Raw genomic sequence first — 13,325 nt, forward strand, 5'->3', positions numbered from 1 at the left:
TTCCGGCAGAAAGAGAAACGCCCGGCCGCTGCTGGCGCAGCTGCCGGGCGTTTACCCTGCTGGATGGCGGTGGCGGCGGGATTTGAACCCGCGGAGGGCTTGCACCCTCACACGCTTTCGAGGCGTGCTCCTTAGGCCACTCGGACACACCACCGGTAGGTACGTTACCGGACGCCCCATCGCCGATGCGCACGGGGGATGCTTCCCGGAACGAGGGAGGCCACGGCCTGGCATGATCGGCGGCATGAGTGTGCACATCGGCGCTAAGCCGGGCGAGATCGCCCCGAGGGTCCTGATGCCGGGGGATCCGCTGCGAGCCAAGTGGATCGCGGAGACGTTCCTGCAGGACGCGAAGTGCTACTCGACCGTGCGGGGGATGCTGGGCTTCACCGGCACGTACCGTGGGGTCGAGGTGTCGGTGCAGGGCTCCGGCATGGGGATGCCGTCCGCGACGATCTACGCCCACGAGCTGATCAACGAGTACGGCGTGAAGACGCTGATCCGGGTCGGCACGTGTGGCGCGCTGGTCGACGATCTGCACCTGCGGGACGTGATCGCGGTCAACGGTGCGTCCACGGATTCGAGCATGAACCGGCAGCGGTTCGACGGCATCATCGACTACGCGCCGGTGGCGGACTTCGGGCTGCTGCGGACCGCGGTGGCGGCGGCGGAGGAGCGGCAGATCCCGGTGCGGGTCGGGCCGATCCTGGCGGCGGACCTGTTCTACACGGACCGGATGGACATCTACGACCGGCTGGCCGACTACGGCGTGCTCGCGGTCGAGATGGAGTCGGCGGCGCTGTTCACCACGGCGGCCCGGTACCGCGCGAAGGCGCTGACGCTGCTGACCGTCAGCGACCACATCAAGCGCGGCGAGAAGACCACGTCCGAGGAGCGCGAGCAGACGTTCTCCTCCATGATCGAGATCGCCTTGGACACGGCCGTCACGGCCTGACCGGGCCCGGGGCGGGTGCGAAGACGCCCGCCCCGCGGCAGGTCATTCGAAGAAGTCCGTCAGCAGCGCCGCGCACTCCGTCTCCAGCACGCCGCCGTAGACCTCCGGCCGATGGTTCAACCGCCGGTCCCGGACCACGTCCCAGAGCGAGCCCGCCGCCCCGGTCTTCGGCTCCCACGCGCCGAACACGACGGTCTCGACCCTGGCCAGCACCAGCGCGCCGGCGCACATCGTGCACGGCTCGAGCGTGACCACGAGGGTGCAGCCGGTCAGCCGCCACTCGCCCAGGACGGCGGCGGCGCGGCGCAGGGCCAGCACTTCCGCGTGCGCGGTCGGGTCTCCGGTGAGTTCGCGCTCGTTGCGGCCGAGTGCGAGTTCGGCGCCATCAGGACCGAAGATCACGGCCCCCACGGGTACGTCGTCGCCGGCACCCGCCGCCACCGTCAGCGCCCGCCGCATCCACCGCTCGTGCCGCTCCCGCCGCGTCTCCACCCGCGCATTCTCCACGAGCACCCCCGCCACGCGCCCCGACCCGGCACCGCAGGCGGGCCCCGCACCGCAAGCAGGCCCCGCACCGCAAGCAGGCCCCGCACCACAGGCAGGCCCCGCATCGCACCGCACCGCACCGCACCGCACCGCACCGCAGGCAGGCTCGGCACACGGCCGGACCGGGCCGGCACGCCAGCCGGACGCGGCACGCGCGATCAGTGCCGCAACGCGTGCTCCCGCAGCTCGTCCACGGCCTCCGCGCTCCCGATGATCTGCTCGCACAGCTCATGCGTCACATCCGACGGGTGCACCCCGCCCCGCCCGCACATCAGCAGCAGATCGTGAGACGAGATCCCCAGGTCCGCGAGCAGGTCGGCGTCCCCGACCGGGTCGATCTCCGGCTCCTCCGGCGGCGCCTTGTGATCGGCGCCGGTGGCGGCGGACCCTTCCTCGACCCCCTCGGTGATCTCCTCGATCTCGTTGTGGATCTCGATCGCGGGCATCTCGATGTCGCTGAGCAGCAGCGCGCCGAGGCGCGACTCCTCCGCGAAGATCGAGTCGGAGCCGAAGACGCGCGGGTCCTCGCCCTCGTCCAGCCGCATGATCACCAGGTACGAGTCGTCGGACTCGACGAAGAGCAGGCTGAGGTCGGCGTCGTGGTCGACGTCCCGCAGCCGGTCGGCGATGTCCTCGGTGTCCGCGGCACCGGTCAGCGCGAGGTCTTGTGCGGACCAACCACTCGGGCCCCGAACCAGGGCGGCAGCGAAGTACGACATTGGGTCCCCCCGAATACCAGCCGTCGATACGCGTGACGCTAGTCGGTGCAAGCGTCGCTTATAGGGCATTCCGGAACCCTCGCTAATCTTTACGACCGGTCGTTCTTTTAGTAGCCTCACCGCCGTGACCACGCGCGACGGACGACTCGCCCGCGGCGACCGCACCCGGACCCGGGTGCTCGACGCCGCGGTGGTGCTGGCAACCCGCAACGGGCTCGACGGCCTCTCCCTGGGCCAGGTCGCGGACGCGCTGACGATCAGCAAGTCCGCGCTCTTCGCGCACTGGCGCAGCAAGGAGGAGCTGCAGCTCGCCACGATCGAGCGCGCCCGCGAGCAGTGGCTGGAGCAGGTGATCAGCCCGGCACTGCGCGAGCCACGCGGCCTGCGCCGGCTGTGGGCGCTGCACCGGCACCGCATCGCGTTCTACGCGGACCGGGTGCTCCCCGGCGGCTGCTTCTTCGGCAATGTGCAGTTCGAGTTCAACGCGCGGCAGGGCCCGATCCACGACCGGCTCGCCGCGATCCTCACCGACTGGCTGGCGCTGATCGAGCGCCTGGCCGGCGAGGCCATCGCGCTCGGCGAGCTGCGGCCGGAGACCGACCCGGCGCTGCTGGCCTACGAGGCGGAGGCGCTCGGGCTGGCCGCGGTCATGCAGTCCCGGCTACTCGGCCCGGATGCGGTCTACGACCACGCGCTGCGGTCCATGCGCGACCGGCTGCGCGCGCTCAGCACGGATCCCACCCTGATCAAGGAGCACGAATGACCGAGGCCGACTACGGCACCACCATCGCCGTCCCGATCCACTTCGACGATCTGGACGCGCTGGGCATCGTGCACAATGCCCGGTTCGGGGTGCTGTTCGAGCGCGCGCTGATCGGCTGGTGGGCGGAGCGCGGCTGGTCCTTCGCCGGAGGCCGCCCGACCAGGCCTGATGCGTACAACGTGATCCGCGAGTACTCGATCACGTTCCACGCGCCGATCGTGGGCACCGGCCGGGCCGCCGTGCACTTCTGGCTGGAGAAGCTCGGCACGACCAGCGCGGACTACCGGTTCCGCTTCCTCTCCGAGGACGGCGCGGTCGTGCACGCGGAAGGACGCCGGGTCAACATCTGCCTCGACCCCGCCACCATGCGCCCGGCCCCGTGGTCGGCCGACGCCCGTACCCTCGTCAAAGCTCTTCTGAAGCCGTCTCACCACAGTGGCCAGTTCGAGGTCTCGGCCCACCGGACCGCGACCGCGTAGGCGGCGATCGCCCAGGCCACGCCCACGCTGATCGAGATGCCGGCCGCGGCACCCCGGTCCCCGGCGCGGACCAGCACGCCCGCGGCCAGCCAGGCAACACCGCCCGCGATCAGCGTCCACCACACGTACCCGCCGAGGCTCGTGCCCAGCAATGGCAGCACGGCCATCCAGAGCACCGCGCCGCTCATGCCCGCCACCAGCGACAACGCGCGCACCGGGTGCGGCTCCCGGTAGGTGGGCCGCGGCGGTATCGACTGCGGCTGATCCACCCGCCCGAAGCGGTAGGCCTCCCGGGCCGCCACTATCGCGGGCGGCCCGGCGAAGCGATCGTTGCCCGGCTCAAACGGCGGAGGCGACATGAAGGCCGGATCGCCGTAACCGGGCTGTTGCGCCACGTAGCCACGCTCCTGGATCGCTCGCGGTTGCCTTTCGTCCGAGCCTAACGCCGATATGACAGTGAGACCCGCGCACGGCGTCCATCTGCCAAGATGGCCGAATGCAACGGGGCGCCTCATCAATGGCCGGGATCGCGATGTCACTGACCGCCGTGCTGGTGGCCGGCGGTTGTGCCACCGGTCCGGAGCAGTCCGCGCCGGTCTGGCAGGCCGGTTCGTCCGCGCCGGTCATCCTGCCGGAGCCGTCCTCGCCCGCGCCGGCCTCCGCGTCCGCCGCGCCGTCGGCCTCCCCGTCGGCGTCGGCCTCGAAGAGCGCGTCGCCGACGCCGGCAAAGGCCGCGAACTACAAATACGTGTTCCCGGTGCCCGGCAGCCCCGTCTCCTACCACCCGACGCACGCCACCAACCCCGCCACCGACATCTTCGCCAACTGCGGAAACCCGGTCCTGGCCGTCACCGACGGCACGGTCGTCGAGATCAGCCGCAAGGACGAGTTCGTCAAGGGCAAGCCCGACGGCCCGCTCAACGGCGGCTTTTTCGTCTCCCTGGTCGGTGACGACGGCGTGCGCTACTACGGCTCCCACATGTCCGTGGTCGACGCCGGCATCGAGCCCGGCGTCCGCGTCCGCGCCGGTCAGCGCCTCGGCAACGTCGGCAAGACCGGCAACGCCAACAACGTCTGCCACCTCCACTTCGGCATCTCCCCCGCCTGCGCCCAGGTCGGCGACTGGTGGATCCGCCGCGGCGCGCTCTGGCCCGCCCCCTACCTCGACTCCTGGCGCAAACAGGGCTCCAACTCCCCCAAGGCGGAGGCCGCCGACTACATCGCCGAGAACGACGGCTGCCCCAAAGCCCCTTACTGATCCGCTCCCCGCAGGCACGCGAAACCCAGACCCCGATCTTCCCGCTTCCGGCGTGGTCCGGCAGCGCTGCTCCCGCGGGCCAACCTCCGGCGGGCTCCACCTCCGCTTCGCTCCGTTACGCACGCCGTTTCGGAGCCGGTCCCGCCGTGGCCGGGAAAAGGCCACGCGGCTTCCGCCGCTGGTCACGGCCTCAGGCGCGGCTGCGGCTGGGCGGTCGCAAGGACTGGCTCCGAGGCCGGAGGTCAGCGGATGGCGAGATCGGTCGCGACGCCTGCGCCGGCATCACATGGCGGCACTTCGCACTGACGGCGGCAGGCGGGTCGCCCGTGTCAATTTCGGGCACTTCGCGCCCGGAATTTCATATTATGGCGGACCGGCACGGAGCGTGACTTGCGAAGATCAGCGGTGACAGCGATGACGGTCGAGCCCGCAAAGCCACCAAAAGGGACGGCGTGGGGGCTCGGGCATCGCGCACAAGGGGTAGTCCCGGGCGTTGCTGGGCGCGGCCGAACCGTTCGCGTCGCCGGTGCGCGCGGGACCGCAGCGGGGAAAGCGGGACACGACAGAAAGCGGGACACAGCGGGGCGGAACGCGGCTAGAAAGAACAGGCCGCGGGAGCGGTCAGCCCCACTGGGCGAAGCGCTTTCGTGCGACGCCGTTGATCGTGGTGAAGGCGCCGCCGGCGGTGAACTTGCCGAGCGCGGGGCTCGACGCCATGGCCAGGACGCCCAGGACGCCGTTGCCGTCGGCGGTCCAGGGGTCGAGGGAACCGTCCGACGGAGAGGCGGCGGCCAGCTTGATCCGGGGGATCTGGCCGTCCTTGCAGCTGCCCTGGGTGCCGGTCGAGGCGGTGGCGCAGATGTTGTCGAAATGGCCGCCGATGTAGAGCGTGCCGGACAGCATGGCCAGGGCCTGGGGGTTGCCGTCCATGGTCATGGTCCAGCGGACGGTGCCGTCCAGGGCGTAGCCGATGACCTTGCCACCTTGGCCGCCGTGCGCGGCGTAGACGCCGGTCGGGCTGACGGCGATGCCGTACACGATGACGGTGGCCTTGGTCTTGAATGTGGGGTCGGGGGCGCCGGTGACGGGGCTGACGGCGGCGAGGCGCGGGGCGCCACCGGCAGAGTTGATCTTCTTGAACTTTCCGCCGACGTAGATGCGGCCGCCGACGGCAGCGAGCGCCTGGACCTGGTCGTCGGCCTTCGGGAGCCAGGTGCCGTCGAGCTTGCCGCTGCCGAGGCCGAACGCGGCCAGCATGCCGCGGGGCTCGCCGTCGACGTCGGTGAGGTTGCCGCCGGCGTAGAGGCGGTTGCCCTCGATCAGCAGCGCGTAGGGCTGACCGGTCATGGTGTGGTTGAGCATGGCGCTGACCGCGCCGGTGGTCCCGTCGAGCTTCGCCAGGCTGTCGCGCTTGACGGCGCCGATCTTGCTGAACGCGCCGCCGACGTAGACCGCGCCGCCGCCGGTGGCGATCGCGCGCACGGTGCCGTCCGCGGCGGGGGCCCAGTCGAGGAGGCGGCCGGTCTTCGCGTCGACGGCGGCGAGGCGGCTGCGGGCGATCTGCTTGCCGTCGACCACGGCGGCGGTGAAGTCGCCGCCGAGGTAGACGGTGTCGCCGGCGTACGCGGTTGCCCAGACCGAGCCGTTGAACCCGGGCGTGTTGTCCGGGGTGGAACCGATCGCGTGCGCGGGCGTCGCGGTGCCGGTCGCGAGCGCGGTGCACGCGATCGTCGTCACGAGGATTCGACACACTAAGTCCCTAAAAATCATTTCATAACGGTACGTGCGAAGAAGACCGGGACCGGCGAGCAAAAAGGGTGAAAAGCCGCAAGAGCTTCGGTGGAGGCGTGCCGGGGCCGAACCGGTGACCCGGAGCCGCGCGTCCGGCCCGCACGGTGCTGTGACAAAGTCACCGCGTGCGCGTCGCGGTGATCGGTATGGGTCTCATCGGGGGGTCGGTGCTGCGTGCCCTCGCCGCCGCCGGGCACAAGGTCGTCGGCTTCGACAACGATCCGGCCACCCGCGGCACCGCCCGTACCGCGTCCGCCGAGGCCCCGCCGAGCGCCCGGTGGCAGATAGCGCCGAGCGTCTCCGCCGCGGTCGCGGACGCGGAGCTGTGCATCGTCGCGGTGCCGCTGCCCGCGCTGGAGATCGTGCTGGACGAACTGACCGGGCGTGGCTTCGGCGGACTGATCACGGACGTGACCTCGGTCAAGGTGCCGGTGCTGGAGCTGGCCGAGCAGTACCTGGGCGGCTCCCAGCGGCTGGCCGGCTTCGTCGGCGGGCACCCGATGGCCGGTCGCGAGACGTCCGGTTTCACCGCGGCCGACCCGCGCCTCTTCGACGGCTGCGCGTGGGTGCTCGGGCTCGAGCCCGGTCGTACCATGCTCGGCGACTGGCTCGACCTCGCGGACCTGGTCACCGGCCTCGGCGCCCGCGCGGTACCGGCCACCGCGGCCGACCACGACCGGGCCGTCGCCGCGATCAGCCACGTGCCGCACCTGGTCGCGTCCGCGGTGGCGGAGCAGGCCGCCGCGCCGCTCGCGGCCGCGCTCGGCGCCGGTTCGTTCCGCGACGGCACGCGCGTCGCCGCCACCCGCTCCGAGCTGGTCGCGGCCATGTGCGGCGGCAACGCGGACGCGGTCCGCCCGGTCCTGGACGCCGTGATCGACTCGCTCACCGCGGCCCGCGACGCGCTCGACGCCCGCAACCCGATCGCCGCGCTGCGCCCCTGGCTCGCCCCCGGCCACGACGTCCGCTCCGCCTGGCCACCGGTCGCCGGCGAACCGCTCCCGATGCGCCCCACGGTCAACGCGCTGCTCGACCTGGGCCGCGCCGGCGGCTGGATCACCGGCGTCTCCAAGGACCGCACCACGGTCACCGCGGTCCGCCCGGACTAAGGATCAAGATCTAGATCTAGATCAATTTCCTTTGCCCACCTACGCCGGGGTACGGCCCGTTCGCTCCCGCGGGCAACGGTCGTCGCCGGCGCTCCTCCCTGCGCGATCCGTGGTCGCAAGGGCAGAACCCGCTGTGCACAACGCCCGTCGACGCGATCATCCGCGCCGGTAGCGGTGCGGGCGTCAGGTCCGCGAGGCGAGCGTGGCGTCGGCGAGCGTGGACCAGCCGGGGCCGAGCTCCTCGGTGTCGCCGCCGGCCCGGATCTTGAGGGCGGCGCCGTCGTGCAGCGTGATCTCGTAGGTCTTGGGGACACGGCGGGCCAGGCGGGCGTCGGCGAACTCCGCGTAGGCCACGAAACGGTGGCCGGGCGCGGCCGCCAGTTCCTCCGGCGGGACCGAGGTGAGCATCGCGTGCATGCGCGGCCGCACGTCCCGCTGCCGCAGCCGCGTCACGCCCGGCACCACGATCAGGCCGGTGTTGAGCAGCACCACGTCCGACCGCTCGCCGTTGACGATCACGTTCATCAGGCCGGCCACCGCACCCGCGCCGGCCGCACCGGACCGCGGGGCGAGCAGCGCGGACCCGGTGTCGATGCCCAGGTCGGTGAGCCGTTTGCGGGCCTCGTCCACGGTCCGGTCGCTGCGCGCCAGGTCCGCGATCTCGCCGAACCGCAGCACGACGCCGTCCCGGCCGATCAGGCGTGGCGGCGAGGACCAGCTGTGCCGCCAACCGGCCGCGCCGGTCTGGACCGCGGCCAGGAGCAGCAGTGATTCGACCGGCCCGCGCGCGAACCGGCCGGTGGCGGCCACGTCCAGCGCCTCGGACAGGCCGACGTCGTCGCGGCCGAGCGTCCGACCGGTCTCCCGCAGCACCTCGTCGGCCTCGCGCCGCAGCGTGGCCGTGCCGGCCGCCGCGATGAACTCGGGCCAGGCCAGCGGGCGGCGTCCGTCCGCGACCGTGGCGTCCTGCAGCGCGCGGGCCGCGCCGGCCGGGTCCGTGAGCAGCGCGGTGGCCGGCACCGGTGCCTCGTCGTCCGTGGTGGACGGCAGCCCGCCGAGCGCGGCCACCCGGTCCGCGACCGGCGCGTGCGTGTCCCAGCGGTCCGCGTCCGGCTTCCGGTTGCGCAGGTCGTCCAGCTCGTCCGCGCGGGCGTGCACGAAGTCGGCGAACCCGCCGAACAGGTCGTCCGGCACGTAGCCGTGTTCCCAGCCGGGCCGCACGTACCGGCGGAAGAAGAACGACCAGGCGGCCTCCAGCACGGGCCGGTCCTGGAGCGCGGCGATGGCGGCGCCCGGTCCGGCGACCGTGACCGCGAGGCGGTCGGCCGCGGCCTCCTGCAGGCGGGTGCCGGCCGCGTCGACGGCCAGGTAGAAGTGCGCGTACCAGCGGAGGTTGATCGGCATCCGGGGCAGCGCGGCCGTGACCGCGAGCCGGCCCCGGTACGCGACGCCGCCCGGCCTGGAGAAGTGCCCCAGCTCGTGCGCGAGCACCGCACGGGCCCGGTCCACGGTCAGGATCTGCAGCAGCGGCAGTCCGACGTAGAGCGTGCGGGTGCCGGGGACCAGGCCGAGCAGGCGCACGTCCTCGGTGATCCGCACGGTGGCGTCCGGCAGCAGCCGGATCCGGTCCGGCGCGCGCGTGCCGGCCTGCTCCGCGATCTCCCGGACCACCCGCCACAGGTCCGGCGCGCGCTCGGGCGCGACCGGGATGCTCTGCGGGCGGGACCGGCGGCGGGCGAGGCCGCGGCCGATCGGGAGCGCGGCGACGCCGACGCCGAGTGTGATGAGCGGCAGCGCGAGCTTGACCGCGTCCGGTCCGGCGACGATCGCGGTGACCCAGAGCAGCAGGATCGCGGCGAGCGCGAGCTGACCGAGCGCGACCAGGTAGAACCCGGCGAGCAGCGCCACCGAGACGGCGGCCCGTAGCGTGGCGGTCATCGTCGATCCTCCCCGTGCGCCACAGGCACACGTGGCCGGACAGTACCCATTGCGCGCATTGACCGACAAGCCCGCGTTAGGTTGACGACATGGCTTCTCGTGATCCGGTCGCCGATCTGCGGCGCATCGCGTTCCTGCTCGAGGCGGCGCACGAGGCGACGTTCCGGGTGAAGGCGTTCCGGTCCGCCGCGACCGTGCTCGGCGGCCTCGCCCCGGACGAGGTGCGGACCCGCGCGGAGAACGGCACGCTGGGCGAGCTGAAGGGCGTCGGCGACGTGACCGCACGCTGTGTGGCGGAGTCGCTGGCCGGCGAGGAGCCGGTGTATCTGCGGCGGCTGGCCGCGACCGAGGGCACGAACACGTCCGTGGCCGCCGACAGGCTGCGGGAACAGCTGCGCGGCGACTGCCACAGCCACTCGGACTGGTCGGACGGCGGCTCGCCGATCGAGGAGATGGCGCTGGCCGCGGTCGAGGTCGGCCACGAATATCTGGTGCTGACCGACCATTCGCCGCGGCTGAAGGTGGCGCGCGGCCTGACCCCGGCGCGGCTGAGGAAACAGCTCGACCACGTGGCAACGTTGAACGCGCAGCTGCCGGAGGGGTTCCGCATCCTGACCGGGATCGAGGTGGACATCAACCCGGACGGCACGCTGGACCAGGAGGACGAGCTGCTGGCCCGGCTGGACGTGGTGGTCGGGTCCGTGCACAGCGAGCTGCGGGCCGACTCGGCCGCGATGACGCGCCGGATGCTGAAGGCGGTGGCCAACCCGCACCTGGACATTCTCGGGCACTGCACCGGCCGCCGGGTGCCGCCGTCGCAGGTCGGCATCAAGGGCGAGGGCGACCGCGGGCATCGCGCGACGACCAGCCGCCCGCCGAGCGACTTCGACGCGAAGCGCGTCTTCGCCGCGTGCGCGGAGCACGGCAAGGCCGTCGAGATCAACTGCCGGCCGGACCGGCTGGACCCGCCGAAACGCCTGCTGCGGCTCGCGGTCGAGGCCGGCTGTCTCTTCGCGATCGACACGGACGCGCACGCGCCCGGTCAGCTGGACTGGCAACGGTTCGGCTGTGAGCGGGCGTCGCTGTGCGGCGTGCCCGCGGACCGGGTGGTGAACACGTGGTCCGCGGACGCGCTCATGGAGTGGGCCGCCGCACGCTGATCGTGCTGATCGCGACGCCGAGCATGACGATCACGGCGCCGACCGGCTGGTGCCAGGAGATGTGCTCGTCCAGTACCAGCACGCCGAGCAGCACCGCGAAGACCGGGATCAGGTACGTCACGGACGAGGCCGTGCTCGCGCCCATGATCCGGATGTTCCGCATGTTGATCAGGAACGCCAGCCCGGTCCCGAACACGCCGAGCACCAGCACGCTGGCGGCCACCTCCGGAGACAGCCCCAGCGGCGACGGCGGCGCGCCGGCCAGCAGCGGCGCCACGATCAGCAGCTGCGCGGTCGCGGTGATCAGCTGCCCGGCCGCGAGCGCGCCGGACGAGTCGGGGCGGTGGCCGAGGAACTTCTTCTGGTACGGAATCGCCACCCCGTAACACGCGGCCGCGCCCAGGCACATGAGCTGCCCGGACAGGTGCGCGCCGCCGACGCCCTGCCACACGCCGAGCACCACCAGCACGCCGAGGAACCCGACGCCCACGCCGGCGGCCCGGCGCACGGTCAGCTTCTCGGTGCGCATGACCAGCGCCGCGATCGGCAGCGTGAGCAGTGGCGTGGTCGCGTTCCAGATCCCGGCCAGGCCGGAGGAGACGCGCTGCTCGCCGTACCCGAAGAGCGTGAACGGGATGACCACGCCGACCAGGCCGGTGAAGCAGAGGTGGGCCCAGACCACGGGATCGCGGGGCAGCCGGTCGCGGGTGAGGAGCAGCACCACGATCAGCGCCAGCGCGCCGGCCACGACACGCCCGAGCGTCACGTAGACCGGATGCAGCTCACGGACACCGATGCCGATGAACAGGAAGCTGGCGCCCCAGATGGCGGCGAGCGCCAGATATCCGGGCAGCCAGGAGCGGGTCGTCACACCGGGACACTCTGCCCTAGCGGTATGACAACATCTGCGGGTGGGACACATCGACGATCTCGCCGAACGGTACGTCGAGGAATGGGCGCCGCTGAATCCGATCGGCGCCACGCACCTCGGTATCGACGGCTACGACGACACATTCGACGACCTGACACCGGACGGGCACGCCGCACAGGCCGACCTGGACCGCCGGACCGTGGCCGCGCTGCACGCCACCCCGGCCGGCTCCCCGGACGAGGAGGTCGGCCGCGAGGCGATGATCGAGCGGCTGGAGCTGAGCCTGGCCCGGTACGAGTCCGGCGACACCGCCAGCGAGCTCAACGTGATCACCGGCGCGCTGCACGAGGTCCGCGGCGCGTTCGACCTGATGCCGACCGAGGGCGAGCGCGCGATCGCGAACATCGCGGCCCGGCTCAACAAGGTCCCGCACGCGCTGGCGCAGATCCGGACCACGTTGCTGGACGAGGCCGCCAGGGGCCACGTCAGCCCGCGTGAGCAGATCATCGAGGTCGCGAAGCAGTGCGGCGTCTGGACCGACCCGGAGCAGGACGACGTCTACCGCGCGCTGGTCCGGCGACTGCTGCCGGGCAGCGCGGGGCTGGCGAAGGACCTGGAGCGGGGCGCCGAGGCCGCGAACCGGGCGACCGTGGAGTTCGGCGAGTTCCTGCGCCGCGAGCTGGCGCCGCTGGGCCGGGAGAAGCAGGCGGCCGGCCTGGAACGGTACACGCTGGCGTCGCAGTACTTCGTCGGCGCGAAGCTGGACCTGCTGGAGACGTACGCCTGGGGCTTCGACGAGCTGGCCCGCCTGGAGGACGAGATGCGCCTGGTCGCGGGCCGGATCGTCGGCCCCGGCGCGAGCATCGACGAGGCCGTGGCCACGCTGGACGCGGACCCGGCGCGGACGATCCACGGCAAGGAGGCGTTCCGCGACTGGATGCAGGCGCTCGCGGACAAGGCCGTGTCGGAGCTGAACGGCACCCACTTCGACATCCCGGAGCAGGTGCTGCGCCTGGAGTGCTGCCTGGCGCCGACCAGCGACGGCGGCATCTACTACACCGGCCCGAGCGAGGACTTCAGCCGGCCGGGCCGGATGTGGTGGGCCGTGCCCGGCGCGATCACGGACTTCTCCACCTGGCGCGAGGTCACCACGGTCTACCACGAGGGTGTGCCCGGCCATCACCTCCAGGTCGGCCAGACCACGGTCCGCGCGGACCTGCTCAACCGCTGGCGCCGGCTGATGTGCTGGACCTCCGGGTACGGCGAGGGCTGGGCGCTCTACGCGGAGCGCCTGATGGACGAGCTCGGCTACCTGGACGACCCGGGCGACAAGCTCGGCATGCTGGACGGCCAGGCGTTCCGGGCCGCGCGCGTGATCGTCGACATCGGCATGCACCTGGAGCTGGAGATCCCGGCGGACAACCCGTTCGGTTTCGCGCCGGGCGAGCGCTGGACGCCGCAGCACGGCTGGGCGTTCATGCGCGCGCACTGCCGGGTGCCGGACGACAACCTGCGCTTCGAGCTCAACCGCTACCTGGGCTGGCCGGGGCAGGCGCCGTCGTACAAGGTGGGCGAGCGCTTCTGGCTCCAGGCCCGGGAGGATGCCCGAGCCCGGCAGGGTTCCGCGTTCGATCTCCGTACGTTCCACGAGGCCGGCCTGAACCTGGGCTCGATCGGCCTCGACCCGTTCCGCCAGGCCATGGCCAGGTTCTAGGACGTCCGTGGTGGCTCGCGGC

Annotated in this window: 13 protein-coding genes and 1 tRNA gene; 7 read left to right on the forward strand and 7 right to left on the reverse strand. The window is 72.3% G+C overall.

Features of this window, described 5'->3' with window-relative positions; genetic code table 11:
• Positions 1-64: 64 nt before the first annotated feature.
• A tRNA-Ser gene (locus tag OP04_RS10645) sits at positions 65-154 on the reverse strand.
• 90 nt (positions 155-244) lie between these two features.
• Here OP04_RS10645 and deoD point away from each other — a divergent pair.
• Positions 245-955: a purine-nucleoside phosphorylase gene (gene deoD, locus OP04_RS10650; RefSeq protein WP_033339463.1), complete on the forward strand. Its 711-nt coding sequence runs from the start codon at positions 245-247 to the stop codon at positions 953-955.
• Positions 956-997: 42 nt separating this feature from the next.
• On the opposite strand, the gene tadA is transcribed toward deoD, so the two are convergent.
• Positions 998-1,447, reverse strand: coding sequence for a tRNA adenosine(34) deaminase TadA (gene tadA, locus OP04_RS10655; protein ID WP_269746677.1), 450 nt, complete (start codon positions 1,445-1,447; stop codon positions 998-1,000).
• Positions 1,448-1,659: 212 nt separating this feature from the next.
• Positions 1,660-2,220: a tRNA adenosine deaminase-associated protein gene (locus OP04_RS10660; protein WP_033339344.1), complete on the reverse strand. Its 561-nt coding sequence runs from the start codon at positions 2,218-2,220 to the stop codon at positions 1,660-1,662.
• A gap of 124 nt (positions 2,221-2,344) precedes the next feature.
• Between OP04_RS10660 and OP04_RS10665 the strand changes: the two genes are divergently transcribed.
• Both OP04_RS10665 and OP04_RS10670 read left to right on the forward strand, forming a co-directional pair.
• The gene (locus OP04_RS10665) at positions 2,345-2,983 is read left to right on the forward strand and encodes a TetR/AcrR family transcriptional regulator (RefSeq protein ID WP_033339345.1); all 639 of its coding nucleotides are present in this window, start codon (positions 2,345-2,347) and stop codon (positions 2,981-2,983) included.
• Positions 2,980-3,462, forward strand: coding sequence for an acyl-CoA thioesterase (locus OP04_RS10670; protein ID WP_051797446.1), 483 nt, complete (start codon positions 2,980-2,982; stop codon positions 3,460-3,462). The genes OP04_RS10665 and OP04_RS10670 overlap by 4 nt, the downstream gene beginning before the upstream one ends.
• Here OP04_RS10670 and OP04_RS10675 read toward each other — a convergent pair.
• Positions 3,411-3,857, reverse strand: coding sequence for a hypothetical protein (locus OP04_RS10675; protein WP_232323532.1), 447 nt, complete (start codon positions 3,855-3,857; stop codon positions 3,411-3,413). The genes OP04_RS10670 and OP04_RS10675 overlap by 52 nt on opposite strands.
• 137 nt (positions 3,858-3,994) lie before the next feature.
• Between OP04_RS10675 and OP04_RS10680 the strand changes: the two genes are divergently transcribed.
• Positions 3,995-4,720 carry a M23 family metallopeptidase gene (locus OP04_RS10680; RefSeq protein ID WP_232323533.1) on the forward strand — a complete coding sequence of 242 codons (726 nt, stop codon included), beginning with the start codon at positions 3,995-3,997 and terminating at the stop codon, positions 4,718-4,720.
• Between the two features lie 621 nt (positions 4,721-5,341).
• Here OP04_RS10680 and OP04_RS10685 read toward each other — a convergent pair.
• The gene (locus OP04_RS10685; RefSeq protein ID WP_232323534.1) at positions 5,342-6,457 is read right to left on the reverse strand and encodes a hypothetical protein; all 1,116 of its coding nucleotides are present in this window, start codon (positions 6,455-6,457) and stop codon (positions 5,342-5,344) included.
• A gap of 179 nt (positions 6,458-6,636) precedes the next feature.
• On the opposite strand from OP04_RS10685, the gene OP04_RS10690 reads away from it, so the two are divergent.
• Positions 6,637-7,620: a prephenate dehydrogenase gene (locus tag OP04_RS10690; protein WP_051797451.1), complete on the forward strand. Its 984-nt coding sequence runs from the start codon at positions 6,637-6,639 to the stop codon at positions 7,618-7,620.
• A 183-nt stretch (positions 7,621-7,803) separates the two neighbouring features.
• Here the strand turns inward: OP04_RS10690 and OP04_RS10695 are convergent, their stop codons facing one another.
• The gene (locus OP04_RS10695; protein WP_051797453.1) at positions 7,804-9,558 is read right to left on the reverse strand and encodes a M48 family metallopeptidase; all 1,755 of its coding nucleotides are present in this window, start codon (positions 9,556-9,558) and stop codon (positions 7,804-7,806) included.
• 89 nt (positions 9,559-9,647) lie between these two features.
• Between OP04_RS10695 and OP04_RS10700 the strand changes: the two genes are divergently transcribed.
• Positions 9,648-10,718, forward strand: a complete 1,071-nt coding sequence (locus OP04_RS10700) for a PHP domain-containing protein (RefSeq protein ID WP_033339348.1) — start codon at positions 9,648-9,650, stop codon at positions 10,716-10,718.
• On the opposite strand, the gene OP04_RS10705 is transcribed toward OP04_RS10700, so the two are convergent.
• Positions 10,693-11,640 (reverse strand): DMT family transporter, encoded by a 948-nt coding sequence (locus OP04_RS10705; protein WP_051797456.1) that lies wholly within the window; start codon positions 11,638-11,640, stop codon positions 10,693-10,695. The genes OP04_RS10700 and OP04_RS10705 overlap by 26 nt on opposite strands.
• Here OP04_RS10705 and OP04_RS10710 point away from each other — a divergent pair.
• Positions 11,630-13,303 (forward strand): DUF885 domain-containing protein, encoded by a 1,674-nt coding sequence (locus tag OP04_RS10710; RefSeq protein ID WP_033339349.1) that lies wholly within the window; start codon positions 11,630-11,632, stop codon positions 13,301-13,303. The two genes, OP04_RS10705 and OP04_RS10710, sit on opposite strands and share 11 nt — an antisense overlap.
• Positions 13,304-13,325: the final 22 nt, after the last annotated feature.

It is taken from the genome of Catenuloplanes japonicus, assembly GCF_000717135.1.
GTDB classification, from domain to species: Bacteria; Actinomycetota; Actinomycetes; order Mycobacteriales; family Micromonosporaceae; genus Catenuloplanes; species Catenuloplanes japonicus.